General features: G+C 69.7%; 21 protein-coding genes. 11 read left to right on the plus strand and 10 right to left on the minus strand.

The genetic code is table 11. The features are described 5' to 3' along the window. Positions 1-34: 34 nt before the first annotated feature. Together ACYVKL_RS36505 and ACYVKL_RS36510 are read right to left on the minus strand one after the other, a co-directional pair. Positions 35-2,800 (minus strand): bifunctional acetate--CoA ligase family protein/GNAT family N-acetyltransferase, encoded by a 2,766-nt coding sequence (locus tag ACYVKL_RS36505; RefSeq protein ID WP_379172996.1) that lies wholly within the window; start codon positions 2,798-2,800, stop codon positions 35-37. Further along, positions 2,793-4,049, minus strand: coding sequence for an acetoin utilization protein AcuC (locus ACYVKL_RS36510; protein ID WP_379172998.1), 1,257 nt, complete (start codon positions 4,047-4,049; stop codon positions 2,793-2,795). Before ACYVKL_RS36510 ends, ACYVKL_RS36505 begins: the two co-directional genes overlap by 8 nt. Positions 4,050-4,241: 192 nt before the next feature. On the opposite strand from ACYVKL_RS36510, the gene ACYVKL_RS36515 reads away from it, so the two are divergent. Together ACYVKL_RS36515 and galE are read left to right on the plus strand one after the other, a co-directional pair. Next, positions 4,242-4,928 (plus strand): iron-dependent transcriptional repressor DtxR, encoded by a 687-nt coding sequence (locus ACYVKL_RS36515; RefSeq protein ID WP_357194802.1) that lies wholly within the window; start codon positions 4,242-4,244, stop codon positions 4,926-4,928. Between the two features lie 3 nt (positions 4,929-4,931). Beyond that, positions 4,932-5,912, plus strand: a complete 981-nt coding sequence (gene galE / locus ACYVKL_RS36520) for a UDP-glucose 4-epimerase GalE (RefSeq protein WP_357194799.1) — start codon at positions 4,932-4,934, stop codon at positions 5,910-5,912. A 22-nt stretch (positions 5,913-5,934) separates the two neighbouring features. On the opposite strand, the gene ACYVKL_RS36525 is transcribed toward galE, so the two are convergent. Then, positions 5,935-7,107, minus strand: a complete 1,173-nt coding sequence (locus tag ACYVKL_RS36525; RefSeq protein ID WP_379173001.1) for a DUF4192 domain-containing protein — start codon at positions 7,105-7,107, stop codon at positions 5,935-5,937. 332 nt (positions 7,108-7,439) lie between these two features. Continuing rightward, complete coding sequence (locus ACYVKL_RS36530) at positions 7,440-7,847, minus strand: VOC family protein (RefSeq protein ID WP_357194794.1); 408 nt, start codon at positions 7,845-7,847, stop codon at positions 7,440-7,442. A 95-nt stretch (positions 7,848-7,942) separates the two neighbouring features. On the opposite strand from ACYVKL_RS36530, the gene ACYVKL_RS36535 reads away from it, so the two are divergent. Both ACYVKL_RS36535 and ACYVKL_RS36540 read left to right on the plus strand, forming a co-directional pair. Beyond that, positions 7,943-8,890, plus strand: a complete 948-nt coding sequence (locus ACYVKL_RS36535; RefSeq protein ID WP_379173004.1) for a helix-turn-helix transcriptional regulator — start codon at positions 7,943-7,945, stop codon at positions 8,888-8,890. A gap of 123 nt (positions 8,891-9,013) precedes the next feature. Further along, positions 9,014-9,583, plus strand: a complete 570-nt coding sequence (locus tag ACYVKL_RS36540; RefSeq protein WP_213556639.1) for a hypothetical protein — start codon at positions 9,014-9,016, stop codon at positions 9,581-9,583. Positions 9,584-9,628: 45 nt separating this feature from the next. Here the strand turns inward: ACYVKL_RS36540 and ACYVKL_RS36545 are convergent, their stop codons facing one another. Then, positions 9,629-10,336: a sensor domain-containing protein gene (locus ACYVKL_RS36545; RefSeq protein WP_379173007.1), complete on the minus strand. Its 708-nt coding sequence runs from the start codon at positions 10,334-10,336 to the stop codon at positions 9,629-9,631. A gap of 181 nt (positions 10,337-10,517) precedes the next feature. On the opposite strand from ACYVKL_RS36545, the gene ACYVKL_RS36550 reads away from it, so the two are divergent. The 4 genes from ACYVKL_RS36550 (at position 10,518) to speD (ending at position 16,482) form a co-directional block, all read left to right on the plus strand. Then, positions 10,518-11,471, plus strand: coding sequence for a proteasome assembly chaperone family protein (locus ACYVKL_RS36550; RefSeq protein ID WP_379173009.1), 954 nt, complete (start codon positions 10,518-10,520; stop codon positions 11,469-11,471). Positions 11,472-11,562: 91 nt separating this feature from the next. Continuing rightward, the gene (locus ACYVKL_RS36555; RefSeq protein ID WP_379173167.1) at positions 11,563-14,031 is read left to right on the plus strand and encodes a DEAD/DEAH box helicase; all 2,469 of its coding nucleotides are present in this window, start codon (positions 11,563-11,565) and stop codon (positions 14,029-14,031) included. 123 nt (positions 14,032-14,154) lie between these two features. Then, entirely contained in the window at positions 14,155-15,255 is a 1,101-nt protein-coding gene (locus ACYVKL_RS36560) for a type III PLP-dependent enzyme (protein WP_379173169.1), read from the plus strand. Positions 15,256-15,267: 12 nt separating this feature from the next. Further along, on the plus strand, positions 15,268-16,482 hold the full coding sequence (gene speD, locus ACYVKL_RS36565) for an adenosylmethionine decarboxylase (protein WP_379173172.1): 1,215 nt from the start codon (positions 15,268-15,270) through the stop codon (positions 16,480-16,482). 101 nt (positions 16,483-16,583) lie between these two features. Here the strand turns inward: speD and ACYVKL_RS36570 are convergent, their stop codons facing one another. Beyond that, positions 16,584-17,621: a beta-ketoacyl-ACP synthase III gene (locus tag ACYVKL_RS36570; RefSeq protein ID WP_379173013.1), complete on the minus strand. Its 1,038-nt coding sequence runs from the start codon at positions 17,619-17,621 to the stop codon at positions 16,584-16,586. Positions 17,622-17,739: 118 nt separating this feature from the next. On the opposite strand from ACYVKL_RS36570, the gene ACYVKL_RS36575 reads away from it, so the two are divergent. The 3 genes from ACYVKL_RS36575 (at position 17,740) to ACYVKL_RS36585 (ending at position 19,895) form a co-directional block, all read left to right on the plus strand. Next, positions 17,740-18,324, plus strand: coding sequence for a TetR/AcrR family transcriptional regulator (locus ACYVKL_RS36575; RefSeq protein WP_357194782.1), 585 nt, complete (start codon positions 17,740-17,742; stop codon positions 18,322-18,324). Between the two features lie 103 nt (positions 18,325-18,427). Continuing rightward, positions 18,428-19,411, plus strand: a complete 984-nt coding sequence (locus ACYVKL_RS36580) for an aldo/keto reductase (protein WP_379173016.1) — start codon at positions 18,428-18,430, stop codon at positions 19,409-19,411. Between the two features lie 46 nt (positions 19,412-19,457). Next, entirely contained in the window at positions 19,458-19,895 is a 438-nt protein-coding gene (locus ACYVKL_RS36585; protein ID WP_379173018.1) for an RpiB/LacA/LacB family sugar-phosphate isomerase, read from the plus strand. A 22-nt stretch (positions 19,896-19,917) separates the two neighbouring features. Here the strand turns inward: ACYVKL_RS36585 and ACYVKL_RS36590 are convergent, their stop codons facing one another. The 4 genes from ACYVKL_RS36590 to ACYVKL_RS36605 all read right to left on the minus strand — a co-directional run bounded on the left by ACYVKL_RS36590 (position 19,918) and on the right by ACYVKL_RS36605 (position 23,789). Then, a complete protein-coding gene (locus tag ACYVKL_RS36590; protein WP_379173020.1) occupies positions 19,918-21,534 on the minus strand; it encodes an acyl-CoA synthetase in 1,617 nt (538 codons plus the stop codon). A gap of 34 nt (positions 21,535-21,568) precedes the next feature. Next, positions 21,569-22,027 (minus strand): gamma-glutamylcyclotransferase family protein, encoded by a 459-nt coding sequence (locus tag ACYVKL_RS36595; RefSeq protein WP_379173023.1) that lies wholly within the window; start codon positions 22,025-22,027, stop codon positions 21,569-21,571. Next, on the minus strand, positions 22,024-22,800 hold the full coding sequence (locus ACYVKL_RS36600; RefSeq protein ID WP_379173025.1) for an MBL fold metallo-hydrolase: 777 nt from the start codon (positions 22,798-22,800) through the stop codon (positions 22,024-22,026). Before ACYVKL_RS36600 ends, ACYVKL_RS36595 begins: the two co-directional genes overlap by 4 nt. An 80-nt stretch (positions 22,801-22,880) precedes the next feature. Then, positions 22,881-23,789, minus strand: a complete 909-nt coding sequence (locus ACYVKL_RS36605) for a hydrogen peroxide-inducible genes activator (RefSeq protein ID WP_379173028.1) — start codon at positions 23,787-23,789, stop codon at positions 22,881-22,883. Positions 23,790-23,885 lie beyond the last annotated feature (96 nt).

Below are 23,885 nucleotides of genomic sequence, written 5' to 3' on the forward strand. Positions count from 1 at the left end.
GGTCACTGCCCGATCCACTCGACCGGGGTGTTGCTCAACCCATCCGGCGCGGCCCGATGTCGAACCGGTTGGGTTCCGGCCCGATCCGCACCCGCGCGTACAGCACCGCGGCGCCCTCCGGCGAGGCCAGTACCGGCTCGCACTGCAACTCCCGCACCTCCGGCAGGTCGTCGCAGAGCGCCGAGATCCGTTGCGCCAGTTCGGCCAGCGCACCCTTGTCGACCGGCTTGCCGATATCGCGGCCGCCGACGGTGCCCGACAGCAGCGGGGCCGCGCGCGGGGCGTCGATGAGTTCGGCCGATTCCGCCTCGGTCAGCGGCAGCGCCCGGTACACCCGGTCGCCGAGCAGATCGATGATGGTGCCCGACAGGCCGAAGCTGATGACCGAACCGAAGGAGGGGTCGTCCTGCACCCGGAAGGTGCAGCCCACGCCCTTGGTGGCCATGCGCTGGATGTGCACCGGATTGCCGGAGATCTCGGCCAGGTCGGTGAAGGCCCGGCGCACCGCGTCCGAGCGCCACAGGTCGAGCCGCACGCCGGTGAGATCGGGCCGGTTGCGCCAGATCTCGCCGGTCGCCTTGGCGGCCACCGGGAAGCCCAGCTCGTCGGCGGCCGCCACCGCGGCGTCGGCGTCGAGCACCTCCCGGAACTCCACCACCCCGATCCCGTAGCAGCCCAGCAGTTCCGCCGCCTGCAGATCGGTGATCCATCGGGTGGTGTCGCCGGAGTTCCACTCCGCCACCAGTTCCCGCGCCCGGGCGGTGTCCACTCCGCCGGGCCTGGCTATCGGTGAGAGCGGGCGGGTGCGCCACTCGGCGTAGCGCCGCGCCCGCCCCAGTGCCCGCGCGGCCCGTTCCGGATCGCCGTAGGAGGGAATGGATCCGCGTTCGAGAATGCCGCCCAGCCCGCGGGTGGCCAGCAGATTCGGCATGCCCTGATCGGCGACGAAGGTGGTGAGCACCGGGGTGGCCGGATCCGATTGCGCGCCCGAGCGAATCGCCTCGGCGAAGGAGGCGACCGCCGCGGGCACCGGCGGCGAGTAGATGACGATGACCGCGTCCACGGACGGATCGGTGACCGCGCCGGCCACCGCGGTCAGATAGTCCGCCGGACCGGCCTGCGGTCCGAGGTCGATGGGCTCGCCCGCCGCGAGCCCCTCGCCGCGCGCCGCGTCGACCGCCAGCCAGCTCAGCGCCGCGCTGTTGCCGATCACCGCCAGCCGCGGCCCCGCGGGCAGCGGCTGATAGGCCAGCAGCATGGCGCAGTCGAACAGCTCGGTGATGGAGTCGACCTGGATGATCCCGGCCTGCGCGAACAGATTGCGCACCAGCGAGCGATCCAGGTCCTGATCCCCGTCCACCCGCGCGGTGTTGCGGCCGCTGTTCACGGCCACAATGGGTTTGGTGTGCGCCACCCGGCGCGCGATGCGGGAGAACTTGCGCGGATTGCCGAAGGTCTCCAGATACAGCAGCACCACATCGGTGTCGGGATCGCTGTCCCAGTACTGCAGCAGGTCGTTGCCGGACACGTCGGCGCGATTGCCGGCGGAGACGAAGGTGGACAGTCCCAGCTGCCGCGCCGCCGCCTCACCCAGGATGGCCGCGCCCAAAGGACCCGACTGGCAGAAGAATCCGATCCGCCCGCGGCCCGGCAGCACCGGCGCGAGGGTGGCGTTCAAAGCGATCGACGGATCGGTGTTGGCGATGCCGAGCGCGCTCGGACCCACCACCCGCATGCCGTGCGCCCGGGCGGCGTCGACCAGCTCGCGCTCGGCCTGATAGCCGTGCGGACCGGTCTCGGAGAAACCGGCGGTCAGCACCACCAGGCCCTTGACGCCCTTGGCCATGCAGTCGTCGAGCACCGACCCGATCTCGGTGGCGGGCACCGCGATCACCGCCAGATCGACCTCGTCGGGGATGTCGCGCACCGTCGGGTACGCGCGCACCCCGCGCACCGCGGTGCGGTTGCGGTTCACCGGGAACACCGGCCCCTGATAGGCCCCCGAGAGCAGGTTGGCCAGCACCGCGCCGCCCACCCGGCTGGTGGAGGGAGTGGCCCCGATCACCGCGATGGACTTGGGCGACAACAGGTTCCCGACGCTGCGCGCCTCCGAGGCCCGCTCGCGCGAATCCCGCACCGACAGCAGCGCCTCGGTGGGGTCGATGGCGAACTCCAGGTGCAGCACCGACCCGTCGCGGCTGCGCTGCACCTGATAGCCGGCGTCGCGGAACACCTGCACCATGGCGTTGTTCTCGGCCAGCACCTCGGCCACGAAGGTCTCGATGTCGTTCTCCGCGGCCGCGCCCGCCAGATGTTCGAGCAGGATCGAGCCCAGCCCACGCCCCTGATGCTCGTCGGCCACCACGAACGCCACCTCGGCCGCGCGCGGTCCCGGGCGATCGGCCAGGTACTCGTAGCGGCCCACCGCGATGATCTCGTCGCCGAGCTCGGTCACCAGACCCACCCGATCCCGGTAGTCCACGTGCGTGGTCCGGTACAGGTCCTTGGGCGTCATGCGCGGATACGGACCGAAGTAGCGGAGATACCGGGTGCGATCCGAGAGCGCGGTGTGGAAGCGCTCCAGGGCCGGCGCGTCCTCGGGGGTGATCGGCCGCAGCCCGACCACGCCGCCGTCGGAGGCCAGCACGTCGGCGAACCAATGCTCCGGCGGCGGAGGCGGATTCACCGGTGTGCCCGGAGTGTCGGGCGGCAGCGGCGGGGCGGCAGCCGGGGGCGCGCCGCCCTCGGCGGCCGCCTGGCCGTTGCCGGAAACCGAGGGCGAGTCGGCGGGGTCAGTCACGGGGATCCTCCGGATCCAGGCCGAGCAGTCCGAAACTTGCCCGGCGCGTTGCCAATACGGATGTGTCGAGGGCCCGCCGGGCGCGGTCGACGCGCTCGTCGCCGGTGTCGCGACCGCCGCCGGGTCCGTCCCAGCGCGCGAAGCTGGTGTCGGCGCCGTCACCCATGGTCTCGGGCACCGCGACCATCGGCGCGTACCGGCCGACCTGTTCACGCCATTCCAGCGGTGTCGCGGTGGCCGGCTCGATGGTGCGGTCCAATGCGGTGGCCAGCAGGTGGGTCCAGGCCCGCGGCACCACCCGGATCAGGCCGTACCCGCCGCCGCCGACCGCCAGCCAGCGGCCCTCGGCGTAGCGGTCGGCGAGCTCACGCATGGCGATGAAGGCCGCGCGCTGGCCGTCGATGCTGAGTTCCAGATCCGCGAGAGGATCCTCGCGGTGGGTGTCGACGCCGCACTGGCTGATCACGATCTGCGGCCGGAACGCCGCCAGGGCTCCCGGAACCACGGCGTGGAAGCCGCGCAGCCACAACGAGTCCCGGGTGCCGGGCATGATCGGCAGGTTGATGGCGGTGCCCTCGGCAGCGCCCATGCCGGTCTCCTCCGGCCATCCGGTGTTGGGCCACAGCGTCGCCGGATGCTGATGGATGGACACCGTCAGCACCCGCGGGTCCCCGTAGAACACCCGCTGCACCCCGTCACCGTGGTGCACGTCCACATCGAGATAGGCGATGCGGTCGAAACCGTTGTCGAGCAACCACGAAATCGCCACCGCTACATCGTTGTACACACAGAACCCCGCTGCCGAGCCCGGCATGGCGTGATGCATGCCACCACCGATGCTCACCGCCCGCCGGGTGCGTCCGGCCGCGATGGCCTGCGCGGCCGCCAGGGTGCCGCCCACGATCACCGACGCCGCCTCGTGCATGTGCGGGAAGACCGGGTTGTCCGCCGAGCCGAGCCCGAAGGGCGGCGCGGTGGGCGCGGCGCCCGACGGTTGCCGAGCGTGCTTGACGGCCTCGATGTAGTCGTGGGTGTGCACCCGCAGCAGTTCCGATTCACCGGCCGCGACGGGTGTGAGCCGCTCCACACCGTCGAGCAGCCCCAGCCCCTCGGCCAGCGCCATGGTGAACTGCAGCCGGACCGGCCGCATCGGATGCTCGGGGGTCCAGGTGTAGTCGAGGAATCGATCGGTCCAGACGACCGTTCCATCGACTGCGGGGTTCGGGTCACCACCAGCGGAGCCAGGCATACCTGCCACGCTAATGCGTCGCGCGAGTTCGTAGGCTTGGCGCACCGCTGTGCGCGCGCGGGACGCCGCGAGGAAACCTGCAGGGAACACGCTGCCCGTCCTGGCTGTTGACTGTGCGTTCGCGAAATAAGCTGTCGCCCGGTGTAGCCGCCGCGCATGGGTAGAATTCGTGCCGACGAAGGGGTTTAACAGGTGAAGGATCTGGTCGACACCACGGAGATGTACCTCCGTACCATCTACGACCTCGAGGAAGAGGGCGTCACGCCGCTGCGTGCGCGCATCGCCGAGCGTCTGGAGCAGAGCGGCCCGACGGTGAGCCAGACGGTCGCGCGGATGGAGCGCGACGGTCTGCTGAACGTCGCCGGTGATCGCCACCTCGAACTGACCGAGAAGGGCCGCGCCATGGCGGTCGCCGTGATGCGCAAGCACCGGCTCGCGGAGCGGTTGCTGGTCGACATCATCGGGCTCGACTGGGAGAACGTGCACGCCGAGGCGTGCCGTTGGGAGCACGTGATGAGCGAGGAGGTCGAGCGCCGCCTGGTCGAGGTGCTCAACCACCCCACCACCTCCCCCTACGGCAATCCGATTCCGGGCTTGGACGAACTGGGTCTCACGTCCGGCAGCGGTGTCGAGGAGAAGCTGGTCCGGCTCAGCGATCTGCCGACCGGGCAGGCCCAGGCCGTGGTGGTGCGCCGGCTGTCCGAGCACATCCAGACCGAACCGGAGACCATCAACCAGCTCCGGCAGGCCGGTGTGGTGCCCGACGCGCGCGTCACCGTGGAGAACAAGCCCGGCGGTGTGGTCATCTCGGTGCCCGGGCACGAGGGATTCGAACTGTCCGACGAGATGGCGCACGCCGTCCAGGTGAAATTGGTCTGATACGTGAAACTTCTGGTGACCGGCGGCGCCGGCTACGTCGGCGGCGTCTGCGCGCAGGTGCTGCTCGAGGACGGCCACGAGGTCGTCGTCGTCGATGATCTGTCCACCGGCAATGCCGACGGTGTTCCCGGTGGCGCCAAGTTCGTCGAGGGCGATATCGCCACCGTCGGCGCCGAGCTGATCGCCGCCGAATCCTTCGACGGGGTGCTGCATTTCGCGGCCCAGTCGCTGGTCGGCGAATCGGTGGTGGCGCCGGAGAAGTACTGGCACGGCAATGTGGTCAAGACCCTCGCCCTGCTCGAGGCCATGCGCGCGGCGGGCACGCCGAAGCTCGTGTTCTCCTCCACGGCAGCGGTGTACGGCGAGCCCGAGCAGGTGCCGATCGTCGAGGACGCTCCCAAGGCGCCGACCAACCCCTACGGCGCGTCGAAGCTGTCCATCGACTACGCGATCACCTCGTACGCCGCCGCGTACGGACTGGCCGCGACCAGCCTGCGCTACTTCAACGTGGCCGGCGCCTACGCCGGGCTCGGCGAGAACCGTGTGGTGGAAACCCATCTCATCCCCCTCGTGTTGCAGACCGCGCTGGGTCATCGCGAGTCGATCTCGGTGTTCGGCACCGACTACCCGACGCCCGACGGCACCGCGGTGCGTGACTACATCCACATCCTCGATCTGGCGCAGGCGCACCTGAAGGCGCTCGAGCAGTCGCAGCCGGGCACGCACCGCATCTTCAATCTGGGCAGCGGCACCGGTTTCTCGGTGCGCGAGGTCATTTCGGCCTGCGCGCGGGTGACCGGCCTGCCGATCGATGTGGTGGACGCGCCGCGCCGCGGTGGTGACCCGGCCGTGCTGATCGCTTCCAGTGCCAAGGCCATCGCCGAACTCGGCTGGCGGCCCGAGCACACCGATCTCGACGAGATCGTCTCCGACGCCTGGGATTTCCTGCGTTCCCTGGGCGAGCGCGCGCACAGCGCGCGCTGAGCCCGCGTCACCGCAGCCCTCGTCACCGCGACTCCGGCCCGAGGCGGACGCCGAGATCGGCGGCCGTTTCCCGGCCGGAGTCTGCGAGCCGCTGTAACCGCTCCGGCGGCATGCCGGTCTGCAACCCCAGTTCCAGCAGCGTCGCCATCCGATGCTGCGGATCGGATCTCAGCGCGGCGTCCAAGGCCACCCCGGCGAGCGGTCCATCGCCGCGCGCGTACGCGCAATAGCCCAGCAGCGCCGCCGCTTCGGCGCGATCGGGGTCGGGCAGCGCCCGGGCCAGCTGCGCCCACAGCACCTCCGCGCCGTCGGCGTGCGGGCCGGGCGCGAGACCGTACATGATGTCGCGCAGCGCCGGATCCCGCAGGGCCACAGCCAGATCCGCCATCTCCGCGGGGGTGAGCCGGGCCCCGGCCTCGACTCGCTCCAGATAGCGCAGCACTCGGCACAGCTCGAACCGCAACTGCACCCGCGGATCACCGTGCCGCACGAGGCGGGCCAGCCGCCGGGCCGACGCGGTCGCCGCGATCTCCAGGGCCGCGGCGGTCGCGTCCCGCGCCACCGGGTCGACGGCGAGGACATCGGTCAGCTCCCGCCGGGAGCCGCGCAGCGGCCGGCCGTCGAGGACGTGCCGGACGGTCACCAGCGAGGTCGCCGGATCGTGCTGAAGCCCCCGCGACCACGGTCCCGACAGCGTCCACCACGGCAGTCGCGCTCCGATGGCCTGCACCGCCCAGGCCCCGGCCAGCGGCACGGCATCGGCGTCCAGCCGATGTTCCAGCGCCGCAATCAGATCCCCGTGCTTACGGGCCCGCACGCCCGCGTGCCGCCCGTGCGGTTCGGTCGCGCGGTCGTCCACCACGAGCGCCAGGGCCGCGACGGCCCGGTGCCGCACGCAGATGCCCGCGACCCGCTCGACCAGCACCCCGGTCGCGGATCGGCCCGGGTTGTCCAGATCCATCCGAGTCAGCACCTCGACCGCCGCGGCGCCGGGCGATTCGTCGTCGGCCCGCAGCACCGTCACCACCAGCGACCGCACGGGCATGAAACCGAGCATGGCCGGTACCGCGGCGATGAGATCGCCGGGAGCCCGCAGCCGGTCCCCGCAGTGGCCGGGGTCCTCGGGTGGCGGGTCGGCGGCCGGGTCGGGGCGATCGGGTTCGAAGGGCGCGGTGGGATCGATGGGTGCGTTCATGCCGTCGAGCGTGCGCCGGCCCGTCCCCGAGGCCGGATCGGCGACCTCGGGTTTTGCCGGGGCTGTGGATGATTCATGTCGTCGGGACGCGCGCCGTGGACTACTCGGCGTGGCCCGGGGTCTCGCGGCCCGGATCTGTCGGTGCCCGTTGTTATCGTGCGCCCGCCCGCGGGTCGACCCGGCCGCGACCTCCGCCCCGAACCCTCGGGACGCAAACGTGAAATGTATTCATTTCATTTTGACCGCCCCGGCGGTTTCGCACTGCTACTGTCCGCCTGGCACCGGTGGTCACCGGCGCCGGAAGGAGATCACGTGCATGCACTGAAAAGCGCCTAGCCGGCCCGGGACTCGGCCAGGATCGCCAGGTAGTGCGGATTGGACATGATGCCCAGGACATTGCCGAACGGGTCCACCACCGACGCCGTCACGAAACCGGTGCCTTCACCGCGTTCGATGATCGGCTCGTACACGGTGGCGCCCAGCTCGAGCAGCCGCGCGAAGGTGGCGGCGACGTCGTCGACGTGCCAGTTCACGATCTGACCACCCGGGAGATCCGGGTGCGAGGGCGCGAACTTCTTGGCGATGATGCCCAGTTCGGCCTGGTAGTCACCGATGCGGAACTCGTAGTACCCGCCCGGCACCGCGAAATACGGTTCGACGCCGAGCAGTTCGCGGTACCAGTCCTTGGCGGCCTCGAGGTCGTCGGCGAAGTAGTTGACGGTGGCCATTCCACGCAGCATGGTCGTTCTCCTCGGTCGGTGATGCTCGGTTCGTAATCCATCATCACGCGCAAAGTGCTCACCGAATGAGCACTTTTCCGGGCAGAATTCCGGGCATGCGCGCGGACCGTCTGGTAGCGACCCTGTTGTTCATGCAGACCCGGGGGCGGGTGACCGCCGCCGAGGTGGCGGCCGAGCTCGAGGTGTCGGTGGCGACCGCGCGCCGAGACCTGGAGGCCCTGTCCACGGCCGGCATCCCGGTCTATCCGCAGCCCGGACGCGGCGGCGGCTGGGCACTGGTCGGCGGGGCGCGCACGGACCTCAGCGGTCTCACCGCCACCGAGGCCCAGGCCCTGTTCCTGTTGCTCGGCCCGGTGACCACGGCGAACCCGGCCACCAAGTCCGCGCTGCGGAAACTGTTGCGCGCCTTGCCGCCACCGTTCCGCGGTGCGGCCGAGGCGGCGGCGGGCGCGATCGTGGTGGACCCGGCCCGCTGGGGCGAAGCCGACGAACAGGCTCCGGCGATGGTGGCCGAGTTGCAACGAGCCGTGGTGCGCCGCAACCGGATCCGGATGGACTACGACCGCGGCGGACAGCGGACCCACCGGGTGGTCGATCCGTGGGGCCTGGTCGACAAGGACGGCATCTGGTACCTGGTGGCCGGAACCGAACGCGGACAACGGACCTTCCGGGTCGACCGGATCGCGACGGTCGAGCCCACCGGCGAGATCGCCTTCCGGCCGCAGGATTTCGATCTGTCGGCGGCCTGGTCGGAGGTGGTGGAGCAGGTCGAACGGCAGCGCTCGACGCTGGCGGCGACGGTGCTGATCCAGGCCGACCTGGCGCCGGTGCTGCGCAAACAGCAAGGGCGGCACTGCATCCTGGACGGCCCGGCCGACGACGGGCGGGTGCGGGCTCGCGTCACCGCGCCGACGCCGCTGATGATCGCGCAGCAGCTGGCGGGCTGGGGCGCGGCGGTCGAGGTGATCGAGCCGGAATCGGTGCGCGCCGAACTCGCGCGCCTGGGCGCGGAACTGGTGCGGCGCTACCGTACCGGCGAGTAACCGCTGCCCAGTTATGCGAAAATCGAATCACGTTGCAGCAGTGTCGATTTCGTGAACTTTCACAGTCCGCCACTGTTACAGTCCGCCCGGCGCGACCCCTTCAACGCGCCGAAAGGATTACCCGTGAGAAATCAGCTCTCCCCCGATCTGCGACGCTCGGCCGTCGGTGCGGGCGCGGCTGCCGCGCTCGCCCTGGTGGCCGGCTCGATCCTGGCCGCGCCCGCCGGAGCCTCCATCGAAGGCATCCAGGTCGCCGGCCTCACCAGTGACAAGCCCTGCAGCGTGGCCGACGGCTGCGTCATCCAGGCCTCCCTCGGCGGCTCCGACCAGCTGAGCCCGGTCGACTTCCTGGTCAACGGCGCGGTCGTAGGCACCCTCACCCCCACCTCGTACGGCGCCGGCGCGGCCGCGAACCTGCCCTGGCACCCGGGTAACGACGGCACGTACACCATCGGCGTCCGGCAGGGCGTGTCCACGGTGCAGACCGTCTACATCGTCGGCAAGGGCGGCACCTGCCCGCCGATCTCCTCGCTGCTCCCGGGCTCCGCGTCCGGCGGCTCCTCGGGCGCCGGCTCGGCCAGCGGCTCGGGCGACAGCGGTTCGGGCACCGGCTCGGGTGGAAGTGGTTCGGCGGGATCGGGTTCGGGCAACGGTTCGTCTTCGGGTTCGAACACGCCGCTTCCGGCCTGCTGATTCGGGTCGGGAGCCGAGAAGGCAGGGGGTCGGCTCCCTCCCCCGTCAGCCCTTGCGAACCTTGCGGACCGCCGCGGTGAACAGGGTGTCGAGCGCCGCGGTGTCGGACGTGGTCCCGGAGGTCATGTACGTCACCGCGACCCGCACGTCCCCGACCTGGCCCACCAGCGTCTGCATGGTCCGGGTGAGGCCGGGCGCATTGTTCTCGGCGCCCACCGTGCGACGCAGGGCGAGCGAGTCGTCGGCGATGACCGGCGGCGGCGGATCCAGCTGTGTGGTGACCACCGAGGTCACCCCGGTGTGCCCGACCCGCACGGTCCCGCAGCGCTGCAACTGTTCCCGCAGGGCCGACAGCGGCTTGCCGGATCGGGTGAGGACCACGGTGAGCGTGGCTTGGCCATGGTCGTCGGTGCCCACCTCCACGGCAGGCCCGGACGTCGGCGCGACCGGCGCGCAGGTGCTCGGATCCACCTGCGCCCCCGGCAGATACCCCTCCAGATCATTCGCGGCCTGGGCCGCCGTCTCGGGCGACAGCACGATCGCGGTGTAGCGCGACGGAAACTGTGACGGATCCGGCAGCAGCGCCGAGAGACCCTTGTCCACGGTGGCGACCGGCGCCGGATCGCGCGCCGCGATCGGATGTCCGGACACCGAGGTCCCACACGCCGCCAGCAACCCGCCCAGCGCCACGACCCCCACCGTGTACGAGGTCCTGCGGCGACTGCGTTCGGGGGTGCGGAAGGGCTGGGTCACGCCGCCCACTATGCCGAAAATCGGCTGTTCACACCGAATGCCACGCCGCGTACCGGGGGCCTCGGGAATGCGGGTCCGGGTCCGGCGTGTTGCACAGCGGTGCGGGTGCTGCGCGCCTGTCAACGGCATGAGGGACAATGGGGTTGGTCGCGAAAGTGGGCCACGCAGGAAGGAGTACGCGATGGACTACGAATCGCGAATGTACGAGCTGGAATTCCCGGCTCCGCAGCTGTCCTCCGCCGACGGCGCGGGCCCGGTCCTGGTGCACGGCCTCGAGGGCTTCACCGATGCCGGACACGCGGTTCGCCTGGCCACCACGCATCTCAAGGACAGCCTCGAGCACGAACTGGTCGCCTCGTTCGACATGGACGAGCTGCTCGACTACCGCTCGCGGCGTCCGCTCATGACATTCAAGACCGACCACTTCTCCGACTACACCCAGCCGGAACTGAGCCTGTGGGCACTCAAGGACACCGCCGGCACGCCGTTCCTGCTGCTGGCCGGGCTGGAACCGGATCTGCGCTGGGAGCGCTTCGTCACCGCGGTGCGCCTGTTAGCCGAACAGCTGGGCGTGCGCCGCACCATCGGACTGAGCGCGATTCCCATGGCGATCCCGCACACCCGCCCGCTCGGCGTCACCGCGCACGCCTCGGACTCGGATCTGGTCGGCGAGCACCAGCGCTGGCCCGGTGAGCTGCAGGTACCCGGAAGCGCCTCCTCGCTGCTGGAGTACCGGATGGCCCAGCACGGCCACGAGTCGGTCGGCTTCTCGGTGCACGTGCCGCACTACCTGACCCAGACCGCCTACCCCGAGGCCGCGCAGACGCTGCTGGAGAACGTGGCCGAGAACGCGGGTCTGGAGCTACCGCTGGCCGCGCTCACCGACGCCGCCGCGCGGGTGCGCGAGCAGGTCAACGAGCAGATCGCGGGCAATTCCGAGGTGGAGACCGTGGTCTCGGCGCTGGAACGCCAGTACGACAGCTTCGTCACCGCCCAGGAACGTCAGTCCAGCCTGCTGGCCAGTGAGAACGATCTGCCCACCGGCGACGAGCTGGGCGCGGAGTTCGAGCGCTTCCTGGCCGAGCAGACCGGGTTCGCCGACGGCGACGGTCCGGAGAACCCGCCGCTGCGCTAGTGGTCGTTACCGGCTTTCGTGACGCCGCCCGGTAACGTTGGGCGGCGTGCAGCAACTGTCCGAATTGGTTCCCGACCGTGCCGTACCCGACGTGGACCCGGATTGGTTGTACGAGACCTTCGCCGACTGGGCGAGCCAGGCGGGTCTCGAGCTGTACCCGGCGCAGGAAGAAGCGCTGCTGGAGCTGGTCACCGGGTCCAATGTCATCCTCAACACCCCGACCGGGTCGGGGAAGTCGCTGGTCGCGCTCGGCGCGCATTTCGCGGCGCTGAACAAGGGCGTGCGCAGCTACTACACCGCGCCGATCAAGGCCCTGGTGAGCGAGAAGTTCTTCGCGCTGTGCGAGGTCTTCGGCGCCGACCGGGTCGGCATGGTGACCGGCGACGCGGCGGTGAACCCGGACGCGCCGATCATCTGCGCCACCGCGGAGATCCTGGCCAACCTGGCCTTGCGCGAGGGTGACGCGGCCAAGGTCGGCCAGGTCGTCATGGACGAGTTCCACTACTACGCCGATCCCGATCGCGGCTGGGCGTGGCAGGTGCCGCTGATCGAGCTGCCCAACGTCCAATTCCTGCTGATGTCGGCCACTCTCGGCGAGGTCGACTTCTTCGCCGAGGATCTGACCAAGCGGACCGGGCGCGAGACCTCCATCGTGTCCGGCTCCGAACGTCCGGTGCCGCTGAGCTTCTCCTACGTCCGCACCCCCATCACCGAGACGCTGGAAGACCTGGTCACCACCAGTCTCGCGCCGGTGTACGTGGTCCACTTCACGCAGGCCTCGGCCATGGAGCGGGCGCAGGCGCTGATGAGCGTGAACATGTCGACCAAGGCCGAGAAGGAGGCCATCGCCGCGGCCATCGGCGAGTTCCGTTTCGCCACCGGATTCGGCAAGACGCTGTCGCGGTTCATCCGCCACGGGGTGGGCGTGCACCACGCGGGCATGCTGCCCAAGTACCGCCGCCTGGTCGAGAAGCTCGCGCAGGACGGGCTGCTGAAAGTGGTGTGCGGCACCGACACCCTCGGCGTCGGCATCAACGTGCCGATCCGCACCGTCATGCTGACCGGGCTGACCAAGTTCGACGGTGTGCGCACCCGGCGGCTCAATGCCCGCGAGTTCCACCAGATCGCCGGGCGCGCGGGCCGCGCGGGCTACGACACCATGGGCACGGTGGTCGTGCAGGCCCCCGAGCACGAGGTGGAGAACGCGCGGCTGATCGCCAAGGCCGGTGACGATCCCAAGAAGCTCAAGAAGGTCCAGAAGAAGAAGCCGCCCGAGGGATTCGTGTCCTGGTCGGAGGAGACTTTCGACCGGCTGGTGGCGGCCTCGCCCGAACCGATGGTGTCCCGGTTCAACGTGACCAACTCCATGCTGCTGAATGTGATTGCGCGCAAGGGCAATTGCTTCTACGCCATGCGGCATCTGCTGGAGCAGAACCACGAGCCGCGCGCGGCGCAGCGCAAGCACATCCTCAAGGCGATCCGGCTGTACCGGGCGCTGCGGGACGCGGGCGTGGTGCAGCAGCTCGACGAACCCGACGCCGACGGCCGCCACGCCCGGCTGATGGTCGATCTGCAGCGCGACTTCGCCCTGGATCAGCCGCTGTCGCCGTTCGCGCTGGCGGCCTTGGAGCTGCTCGACAAGGAGTCGCCGACCTACACCCTCGATGTGATCTCGCTCATCGAGTCCACCCTCGAGGATCCGCGCCAGCTGCTGATGGCTCAGCAGCACAAGGCGCGCGGGGTGGCGGTCGCGGAGATGAAGGCCGACGGGATCGAATACGAGGAGCGGATGGAACTGCTCGAAGAGGTGACCTGGCCCAAGCCGCTGGCCACCGAGCTCATCGAGCCGGCGTTCGAGACCTACAAGGGCGGGCATCCCTGGGTGTCGGAGTTCGAGCCCTCCCCCAAGTCGGTGGTCCGCGAGATGGTCGAGCGGTCCATGACCTTCGCCGAGCTGGTGTCGGGCTACGAGCTGGCCCGCTCGGAGGGCGTGGTGCTGCGGTATCTGGCCGACGCCTACCGGGCGCTGCGGCGCACCGTGCCCGAACAGGCCCGCACCGAGGAACTCGACGACATCACCGAATGGCTGGGCGAATTGATCCGGCAGGTGGATTCGAGCCTGCTCGACGAATGGGAGCAGCTCACCAATCCGGGCGCCGAAGGCGACGATCAGCAGATCGCGTTCGGGGCGGAGTCGGTGCGCCCGATCTCGGCCAACGAGCGCTCCTTCCGGGTGCTGGTGCGCAACGCCATGTTCCGCCGGGTCGACCTGGCGGCGCTGCGGCGCTGGGCGGCGCTCGAGGAGCTGGGTGACGACCTGGACTGGGAGGCCGAATTGGGGCCCTATTTCGACGAGTACGCCACCATCGGCACCGGGCCGAATGCCCGGGGCCCGAAACTCTTCCAGGTGGAACAGCGGCCCGGCTTCTGGCATGTGCGCCAGGTGCTCGACGACCCGGCCGGGGATCACGGCTGGTCGCTCGACGGCGTGGTGGATCTGGCCGAATCGGACGCAGCGGGCGAAGTGGTCTTCGACGAGGTGTCGATCAGCGCGGGCTGAGTGCAACCCCGGTCACACCGGTTCGTTTTTCGAGGGCGAACGCTGCTATTCTCGCGCACTGTTGCCGTTTTCCGGCTCGCCCACCGAACCACGGAGAGTTCCCTTAGATTGACCGACGCAAACCTGCCCGAGTCGCCCTGTCTGGTCGTCGACCTGAACCGGGTGCGCGCGAACTACCGCGCACTGCAAGCCGCCCTGCCCGCGGCGCGAATTCGCTTCGCCGTCAAGGCGAGTCCGCTACCGGAGATCATCCGGCTGCTGAATGACGAGGGCGCCGAGTTCGACGTCGCCAGCGTCGGCGAGATCGAACTCTGCCTCGCGCAGGGCGTCGATCCGGCCGTCATGTGCTACGGCAATCCGATCAAGAAGGCCTCGCAGATCGCCACCGCCTACGCGGCGGGTGTGCGGCGCTACGCCTTCGACACCGAGGCCGACCTGGAACGCATCGCCGAGCATGCGCCGGGCTCGGAGGTCGAGTGCCGGTTCCTGTCGTCGGCCCCGCAGTCGCAGACGCCGTTCGGGACCAAGTTCGGCTGCGCGCCGGGCGAGGCCGCCCGGCTGCTGGTGCGGGCGCACGATCTGGGCCTGCGGGTGGTCGGCCCCTACTTCCACGTCGGCTCGCAGCAGCTCGACCCGAAGGCCTGGGGCATCGGTATCGAGCAGGCCGGAGCCATCGCGGAAGCGCTGGCGGTCAAGGACATTCCGGTCAGTGCGGTGAATATCGGTGGGGGACTGCCGATTTCGTATGTCGATCCAGCTCCGGGGGTCTCGGAGCTGGGTGCGGCGATCGCCGATGCGGCGGCCCGCTATCTCCCGGAACACACCGCGCTCGTCGTGGAACCCGGTCGCGCCCTGGTGGGCAACACCGGTGTGATTCACGCCGAAGTGGTGAATGTTCGCAGAGCGCCGGACGGGCGGCGCTGGGTATACCTCGACATCGGCCGCTACAACGGCATGGCCGAAACCGAGAACGAGTACATCGCCTACCGATTCGAAACCGATCGGGACACGGATCCGAAGGACGAGGCAGTGGTTGCCGGTCCTACGTGTGACGGCGACGATGTACTCTATCAACGCACGCGTGTCCTCCTTCCGACCACGTTGCAAGCCGGTGATCCCGTTCGGATCCTCGAAACCGGCGCCTATACGGCGAGCTATTCGTCGGTGTCCTTCAACGGTTTTCCGCCACTGACAGTCCATGTCACTGGCGCTGAGCGAGAGTGAGTTTTAGCCATGATCACGGCAGAATTCACCGGCTGGCACGTGCTGGCCGAGTTCGGTGGTGTCGACGCTGGTCTCTGCGACGACCTGGAACGACTCGAAACCGCGCTGCGAAAATCGTTGGTCGCCGCGGGGGTGACCATCTGCGATGTCGTGCGCAAGAAGTTCGAGCCGCAGGGTGTCACCATCCTGGCTCTGCTGGCCGAGTCGCACGCCTCGATCCACACCTACCCTGAGTCCGGCGACATCTTCGTCGACGTATTCACTTGCGGCAGCATCGGTTCCGGCGCCACCAAGGCCGTCGAACTGCTGCAGCAGGAGCTGTCCCCGGGTTCGGTGAACATCGAGGTCATCCAGCGCGGCCACACCGCCCGCCGGATCCACGAGCCGGTCGGCGAGGGTCTGACCCGGGTGTGGAACACGACGGAGACCATCGTCGACACCAACACCCCCTACCAGCACATGGTGATCGCGCGGACCGAGCAGGGCATCTCCCTGTTCTCCGACGACGACCGCCAGTCCACCGAGTTCTCGCAGCTCACCTACCACGAGGCCATGCTGGTCCCGGGGTACGCGCTGGCCGCGAAGCTGGACAAGGTGCTGATCATCGGTTCCGGTGAGGGTGTCGCCTCGCAGATGTCGGTGGCCGCGGGCGCCTCGCTCGTCGACCACGTCGACATCGACCAGCTGGAGGTGGAGCTGTGCGCCGAGCACCTCCCCTACGGCTACAGCCAGGCCGATCTGGCCGAGGCGGTCGCGCAGAACGGTCCGATCAAGATGCACTACGCCGACGGCTGGGACTTCCTGGCCAAGGCCGAGGCCGCGGGCGTGCGCTACGACATGATCTGCATCGACCTGCCCGACGAGCGGGTCGAGGACGCGCAGCACAACCGCCTCTACGAGGACGACTTCCTCAACCGCTGCAAGGCGCTGCTGGCCGAGGGCGGCGTGCTCGCCGCGCAGGCCGGCTGTCAGACCATGTGGCGCAACGAGACCCTGAAGCGTTCGTGGACCCGTTTCCACAACCTGTTCGAGACCGTCGTGCCCTACGTCAGCGACGAGCACGAGTGGACGTTCATCTTCGGTACCCCGAAGGCGATCGCGGATCCGGTCGCGAAGATGACCGAGACCCTCTCGACGCTGCCCTACAAGGCCGAGACCATCGACGAGCGGGCCCTGGTCCGCGGCGCGATCGAGCCGCACGCGCTGCGGGCGAGCGTGACCGTCTAGTCGACGCGGTACCACCCGGGCGCCCCGCACAGCTTGGCTGTGCGGGGCGCTTCGTTTTTCGTCGTTTCAGACAACGGATTTCGTTGTACGAGGGCCGATCGTCACGCGATCGGGGGGAGGGTGACCACCTGGCCGGCGTAGGCCAGCCCCGCGCCGAAGCCCAGCAGCAGCGCCGTGTCCCCCGGCTTGGACGCGCCCGAGCGCAGCAGCTGCTCCATCGCCATCGGGATCGACGCGGCGCTGGTATTGCCCGCTTCCGCGATATCCCTTGCGACAGCGATGTTTTCGGGCATATGCAGCGTGCGCACCAGCGCGTCGGTGATGCGGCCGTTGGCCTGGTGCGGCACGAAGGCGTCCAGATCCTCGACGCCGACGCCCGCCTGATCGAGCGCGTCGCGGCAGGCCTTCTCCAAGAACGTGACGGCCCAGCGGAATACGGCCGCGCCGTTCATCCGGATGTAGGGCCGCTCGGTGGTGCCGCCGGTGGCCTCGGCCGCCGCCACCTCGGCGAAGTAGGTCTTGAAGTCCTTGTCCTGCTTGATCGCCGCGGTCTGGCTGCCGTCCGAGCCCCAGGCCACCGGGCCGATGCCCTCGACGTCCGAGGCGCCCACCACGACCGCGCCCGCACCGTCCGCGAAGATGAACGCGCAGGTGCGGTCGTCCTGGTCGAGCAGGTCCGAGAGCCGCTCGACGCCGATCACCAGCACGTGGCGGGCCTGTCCGGCGCGCACCAGGTTGGCGCCGTTGGCCAGGGCGTAGCAGAAGCCCGCGCAGCCGGCCGAGACGTCGAAGGCGGCGGTGTCGTGCATGCCGAGTTCGGTGGCGACCACCGCGCCGGCCGACGGGCCGAGCACCATCTGCGAGGACGTGGCCAGGATGACCGCGTCGATCTGGTCGGCGGTGATGCCGGCGGCGGCGAGCGCGTCGCGGGCGGCGGCGGCGCTCATGCCGACGATGGTCTCGTCGTCATCGGCCCAATGTCGGGCTTCGATGCCGGAGCGGGTCCGGATCCATTCGTCGGAGGAGTTGATGCGGTCGACGATCTCGGCGTTGGGGACCACCCGGCGGGGCCGGTACACGCCCAGGCCGAGCAGGGCGGCGTGGGCTACCGGGGAGGCGGTGGCGATCTGGGCTGACATGCGCGGATTTCCTCTTTTCCCATATGAACCGATCGGTCCACATGGCTTAGGTTTAACATGGACCGATCGGTTCACGCAAGGGGCTGATCGGTTAACACTGGGGCTGGAGGAAATTGCAATGACGGCGGGACCACGCGCCCGATTGATCGCGAGCACCATCACCACCGTCCAGGAACACGGCGTGCACGCGGCCGGACTCAACGAACTCCTCAAACGCAGCAACGCCTCCAGAAACTCGCTCTACCAGCACTTCCCCTCCGGAAAGGGCGAATTGGTGGCGACCGCGGCCCGCATCGTGTCGCGCATGGTCTACTCGCACGTCAGCCGCATGTCCGACGCCCTGCCCGTCGCGCCCTCGCTGGACGCCTGGGTCGACGAGTTACTCGGCTTCTGGCGCGGCCAACTCGAGACCAGCGAGTTCCGCGCCGGATCGTTCATGATGGCCGCGGCGCTGGACGAGCTGGACCCGACGCTGCAGTCCGCGGCCGGTCAGGCCTTCTCCGAATGGACCGCCCGCCTGGCCGACGGCCTGGTCGACGCGGGCATCGAACGCGCCACCGCCTGCTCGCTGTCGGGCTTCGCGCTCTCGGTGATCGAGGGCGCGATCGTGCAGAGCCGGGCCCTGAAATCCGCCCTCCCCTTCACCGACGCCGGCACCCAGCTCTCCGTTCTGCTGCACCACCACATGCCCAACCGCCGCTGATCGGGCGCCGACGGTTGACTTGGAGCGCACTCCAGGTCGTAGCGTCGGGGTCACGAGCGGCGGCCCGCCGCCAATTCCAGTCCTACCGAGGAGGATTCATCGCATGATCGCGACCAGGAAGCTCGGCGAACTGACCGTCGGCGCACAGGGCCTCGGCTGCATGGGCATGAGCGGCGCCTACGGCGTCCAGGACAACGACGCCGAGTCCATCGCCACCATCCACCGTGCGCTGGACCTCGGCGTCACCCTGCTCGACACCTCGAACGTCTACGGCCCGGAAACCAACGAGCGGCTGCTCGGCCGCGCCATCGCCGACCGCCGCGACCGCGTCGTGCTGGCCACCAAGTTCGGCATCGTCTGGGGCGAGGGAGGCACCCTGGGCGCCCGCGGCGACGCCGCCTACGTCAAGCAATCCTGCGACGAGTCGCTGGCCCGTCTCGGCGTCGACCACATCGACCTCTACTACCAGCACCGCGTGGACCCCGGCGTGCCCATCGAGGAAACCTGGGGCGCCCTGGCCGAACTCGTGCAGGCCGGCAAGGTCCGCTACCTCGGCATTTCCGAAGCCTCCGCCGCCACCATCCGCGCCGCCCACGCGGTCCACCCGGTAACCGCCCTGCAGAGCGAATGGTCGCTGTGGACCCGCGACATCGAGGCCGAGATCGTGCCCGCCTGCCGTGAACTCGGGATCGGCATCGTGCCCTTCTCGCCGCTGGGCCGCGGCTTCCTCACCGGCGCGATCACCTCCACCGCCGACCTGCCCGCCGACGACATGCGCCGCCGGCTCCCCCGTTTCGCCGACGGCAATATCGACGCCAACCTCGCCATCGTCGCGACCCTGCGGGAGCTGGCCGACGAAAAGGGCCTCACCGCGGGCCAATTGGCCCTGGCGTGGGTGCAGTCCCGCGGCGACGACGTGGTCCCGATCCCCGGCACCAAACGCCGCACCTACCTCGAACAGAACGTGGCCGCCACCGAGATCGCCCTGTCCGCGGAGGATCTGGCCCGCATCGAAGCCGCGGCGCCGGCCGAATCCGTCGCCGGGGCCCGCTATCCCGAAGGGCTCGCCCGCGTGACGAACCGATAGTTCCCGGACCACCCCGCTCGCGACCACCGGTGAGGAGAATAACCGCATGAAGATATCGGTTGCCGCCGACGAGGACACCGGGGTGGCCGCGGCCGTGGTCGAGGAGCTGCGGCGGCGCGGGCACGAAGTGATCACGCACGGGGCCCTGGCGCCGGAGGAACGCGACGACTGGGCGTGGGCCAGCGCGGCCGCGGCCCGCGACGTCGCCGAGGGCCGCACCGAGCAGGCGGTCGTGTGCTGCTGGACCGGCACGGGCGCCTCGATCGCGGCCAACAAGGTCGCCGGGGTGCGCGCGGCCCTGTGCGTGGACGCGTATACCGCTGCGGGAGCGCGGAAGTGGAACGACGCGAATGTGCTGGCCCTGAGCCTGCGCCTGACCTCCCGCGCGCAGCTGGAGGAGATCCTCGACGCCTGGTTCGCCGGGGCCCCGAGCGAGGACCCCGGCGATCGGGCGAACATCGCGCACGTGGATCTGATCAGCTGATCAGCCCGCTCGGTTCGGCCGGTCAGCCCTCGGCGGCGAGATCCGCGTGTTGCGTGCGCAATTCGCGCTTGAGGATTTTGCCGCTGGGGTTCTTGGGCAGGGCCTCGACGAAGGTCACATACTTGGGGACCTTGTAGCCGGCGAGGCGCTGCTTGCAGTGCGCGATGACCGCGGCGGCGTCCGGCGCGGTTCCGGTGCGCGCCACCACGATCGCGGCCACGGCCTCGATCCAGCGGGCGTGCGGGATGCCGACCACCGCGGCTTCGGAGACGTCGGGGTGCTCGTAGAGGACTTCCTCGACCTCGCGGCTGGCCACGTTCTCGCCGCCGGTCTTGATCATGTCCTTCTTGCGGTCGACGACGCTGAGATAGCCGTCGGCGTCCAGGACGCCCAGGTCGCCACTGTGGAACCAGCCGTTGCGGAAGGCTTCCGCGGTCTTGGCGGGATCGTTCCAGTAGCCGAGCATGGCCTGCGGTGAGCGGTGCACGATCTCGCCGACGACACCGACGGCGACCGGGTTGTCGTCGTCGTCGACCACCCGGGTTTCGACATTGAGCGCCGGGCGGCCCGCCGAACCGGGTTTGGTGAGCTGATCCTCGGGGGCGAGCACCGTCGCCAACGGCGAGAGTTCGGTCTGGCCGTAGAAATTGGTGAGGCCGACGCCGGGTAGTCGCTCGGCGAGTTCGTGCAGGACCTCCACGGGCATGATGCTCGCGCCGTAGTAGCCCTTGCGCAGCGAGGACAGGTCGTAGCTGTCGAAGCCGGGATGGCGCAGCAGCGAAACCCACACCGTCGGCGGGCAGAACAGTTTGGTGGCGCGTTCGGTCTCGATGGTGCGCAGCACGGTCGCCGGGTCGGGGCCCGGCAGCAGGATGCTGGTCGCGCCCAGCCACAGGTCGGGGATGAGGAAGCAGTGCAGTTGAGCGCAGTGATAGAGCGGCAGCGCGTGCACCTCGATGTCGTCGGCGCTCATCCGGCCGTCCACGACCACGCTGGTGTACTGCGCGATCAGGGCGCGGCTCGACAGCACAGCGCCTTTGGGCCGCGACTCGGTGCCGGAGGTGTACATGATCTGGATCGGGTCGTCGTCGGCGACGAACACCGTGGGCGCGGAGGCGTCGGGGTGGTGTTCCCAGGCGCTCACGTCCTCCCACCCGGCGGCCGCGGGCAGGCCGCCGAGGCCGATCCAGCCGAGCAGCCGGATCTCGCTGTCGCTCAGCTGTTTCACCGCGGCCGCGGCTTCGGTGGCCAGGCCGTCCTCGGCGATGAAACCGACCGCCCCGGAGTGCGCGAGGATGAACGCCACCTCGTCGGCCGTGAGCATGAAGTTGATCGGCACCGAGATCGCGCCGAGCCGGGCCAGCGCGAAGTACAGCAGCACGAACTCACGGCAGTTGTGCGAGTAGATCGCGATCCGATCCCCCTGCGCCACACCGCGATCGGCCAGGCTCTGCGCGACCCGGTTGACCGCCGCGTCGAGCTCGGCGTAGCTCTCCCGGCGCTCGCGCCAGACCAGCGCGGTCTTGTCCGGGACCCGGGCGGCGCTGCGCCGCAGCAGATCTCCGAGCGCCTGCGAGCGTGCGCCCGCCACGGTCGGATCGGTGCGCGTCACGGTCGGCTCACTGCGCTGTGCATCCATGCGACCAACTTCTACCGCACGAGTGTGGCCCGTGTCATACAGTCTCGCTGAGCAGGATCAGATCGCGCCGCCACGCAGCACATTTCGAGGAGTAATACGGCAGGTGCCCGGCTTCGAAGTCCGCTGCCGACCAATCATCGTCGGCGACCTCGGCGGTCCAGGTGTAGGTCCAGGCGTACCCGGCGCGCTCCCCCGCCAGGACCGGCACCGGCGTCAGGTCGTATTCGTCGTCCTCGAAGGCGTCGAGCACCCGCCAGTCGTCGCGGCCGAGCCCGGTGAGCAGGAAGCCGTCGGTCACGGAATCGGTGGCGGTGACCAGCCCCGGATACGCCTTCCCGGGCAGCGCGGCGGCGCGCCGCCCGATCAGCCGCGCGGGCTCCATCGCCGGAACCCGGCCGATCAACGCGCTCAGCACGGCCGGGAACCGCAAGGTTCCGTAGACGAACAGCGGGTCACTCGCGAAGGGCAGCCCGCGCGCCCGCCGTGCGCTCATCGCCCGGCGACCCGCGCGAACAGGCCGGCGTCGTGCGAGTTGACGACGGTCACGGTGTCGCCGTGCAGCTTCCGCAATTCCTGGAGCCGCCGCTGGTTGAGCCGGTACGAGTCCCCGGCGATGGCTCCGGTCTCGTACACCTTCCACCAGAACGGTGTGAACGGCTCCTCGGGATGGATGCTGGATTCGGTGAAGAACGCGTCGCCGGCGTGCAGCAGCCACCCGTCGCCGTGATCGATGGCCACCCCGGCGTGACCGCGGGTGTGACCGAGCAGCGGCACCACCAGGATCTCCGGCGGCAGTCCGGGTAGGTCGCGCACCGCGGTGAAGCCGAACCAGTCCTCGCCGCCGTCGACCTCGTTCACCATCCACTTGGGCCCGTGTGACCACTGCGCGGCGCGGTAGCGCAGCCGCTCGGACAGGGTCGGAGTGGCGGTGGCGGCCCGGAATTCGGGTCCGTGCACGTGCACGGTGGCCTCGGGGAAGTCCGAGAGTCCGCCGGAGTGGTCCAGGTCGAGGTGGGTGAGGATGATGTGCCGGACGTCGCGCGGATCGAATCCCAGCGCCTGGATCTGGCGGATCGCGGTCTCGCCCTCGGCCGGTTTCGCACCCATCAGGAAACGGCTCGCACCCAGCATCTTCGCGGGCTGCCGCACGGCCTCGAGCCCGAATCCGGTGTCGACGAGCACGAGCGCGTCGCGGGTCTCGAGGAGCAGGCAGTGATCGATCACGCCGAATCCCATGGTGCCGCAGTTCAGGTGGTGAATCCGCATGGCCCGAGCGTTTCAGACGCCCCAGGGTGACGCAACCGCGCAGGTTGCCGGAATTGTCACGGTCCTTTCGGGCACTGTCGTCAATGCGTCCGCACTTCGCGAATGATCTCGGCGAGCAGCTGGTAATCGTCGCCGCGCGCGGTGGACGAACGGAACGCCAGCCCGAGGGTGCGGCCCGGCGCCGGCGCGGCGAAGGTCGCGATGTCGAGCGTCCCGCGCCCGGTTTCGGCGGGCACCGCCATGGCCGGAATCAGGGTGACGCCGAGATCGCCCGCGACGCACTGCACCACGGTGGCCAGTGACGCGGCGCGGGTGTCGCCGACCGCGCCCGGGTGGGCATCGTGGGCGCGGCACAGATCCATGGTCTGATCGCGCAGGCAGTGCCCCTCGTCGAGGAGCAGCAGCGGCAGCGCGTCCAGGTCCGCCGGCGTCAGGTCCGCACGCCCGGCGAGGTCGTGGCCGCGCGGCACCACCAGCACGAACTCCTCGGTGTAGAGCGGTATCTCGATCAGGCCGGGTGCGTCGGCGGGCAGCGCGAGCATGGCCACGTCGAGCACGCCCGAGCGCAGTCCGTCGAGCAGTCGCGCGGTCTGGTCCTCGATGACGTGCGGCGCGAGAGCGGGCACCCGCCTGCGCAATTCGGGAAGCAGGGTGGGCAGCACGTAGGGCGCGATGGTCGGGATGATGCCCAGCCGCAGCGTGCCGCGCAGACCCTCGCCGGCAGCGGATGCGACAAATCGGTCGGCGGCCTCGAGGGTGGCAATGGCTTGCGGCAGCAAACGTTTGCCGTCGGCGGTGACCAGCACCCGACGCGTGCTGCGCTCGATCAGCGAGAGCCCCAGTCCGTTTTCCAGTGATGCCAACGCCTGCGATAGCGTGGGCTGGCTCACGCCGAGCCGGGTCGCCGCGGTACCGAAGTGCCGGTATTCCGCGACGGCCACGAACGCACGCAGCTGTGACAGGGTGGGCTGATAAGTTTGATCAGTCACGCCTATCAGTGTAGTGCCACCCATCACCTTTACCTCTCACCGCAGTTCGGCAAGGATCGTATACAGAAGTCTCGACACAATCGGCACGACTACATA

Source organism: Nocardia tengchongensis (assembly GCF_054781395.1).

Excerpts from the sequence above, each read along its gene's own strand:
- ACYVKL_RS36550 (WP_379173009.1), top strand. The coding sequence starts at position 10,518 with ATGGACTACGAATCGCGAATGTACGAGCTGGAATTCCCGGCTCCGCAG.
- ACYVKL_RS36580 (WP_379173016.1), top strand. The coding sequence starts at position 18,428 with ATGATCGCGACCAGGAAGCTCGGCGAACTGACCGTCGGCGCACAGGGC.
- ACYVKL_RS36530 (WP_357194794.1), bottom strand. The coding sequence starts at position 7,847 with ATGCTGCGTGGAATGGCCACCGTCAACTACTTCGCCGACGACCTCGAG.
- ACYVKL_RS36510 (WP_379172998.1), bottom strand. The coding sequence starts at position 4,049 with ATGCCTGGCTCCGCTGGTGGTGACCCGAACCCCGCAGTCGATGGAACG.
- ACYVKL_RS36525 (WP_379173001.1), bottom strand. The coding sequence starts at position 7,107 with ATGAACGCACCCATCGATCCCACCGCGCCCTTCGAACCCGATCGCCCC.
- ACYVKL_RS36535 (WP_379173004.1), top strand. The coding sequence starts at position 7,943 with ATGCGCGCGGACCGTCTGGTAGCGACCCTGTTGTTCATGCAGACCCGG.
- ACYVKL_RS36575 (WP_357194782.1), top strand. The coding sequence starts at position 17,740 with ATGACGGCGGGACCACGCGCCCGATTGATCGCGAGCACCATCACCACC.
- ACYVKL_RS36600 (WP_379173025.1), bottom strand. The coding sequence starts at position 22,800 with ATGCGGATTCACCACCTGAACTGCGGCACCATGGGATTCGGCGTGATC.
- ACYVKL_RS36585 (WP_379173018.1), top strand. The coding sequence starts at position 19,458 with ATGAAGATATCGGTTGCCGCCGACGAGGACACCGGGGTGGCCGCGGCC.
- ACYVKL_RS36590 (WP_379173020.1), bottom strand. The coding sequence starts at position 21,534 with ATGGATGCACAGCGCAGTGAGCCGACCGTGACGCGCACCGATCCGACC.
- ACYVKL_RS36595 (WP_379173023.1), bottom strand. The coding sequence starts at position 22,027 with ATGAGCGCACGGCGGGCGCGCGGGCTGCCCTTCGCGAGTGACCCGCTG.
- ACYVKL_RS36570 (WP_379173013.1), bottom strand. The coding sequence starts at position 17,621 with ATGTCAGCCCAGATCGCCACCGCCTCCCCGGTAGCCCACGCCGCCCTG.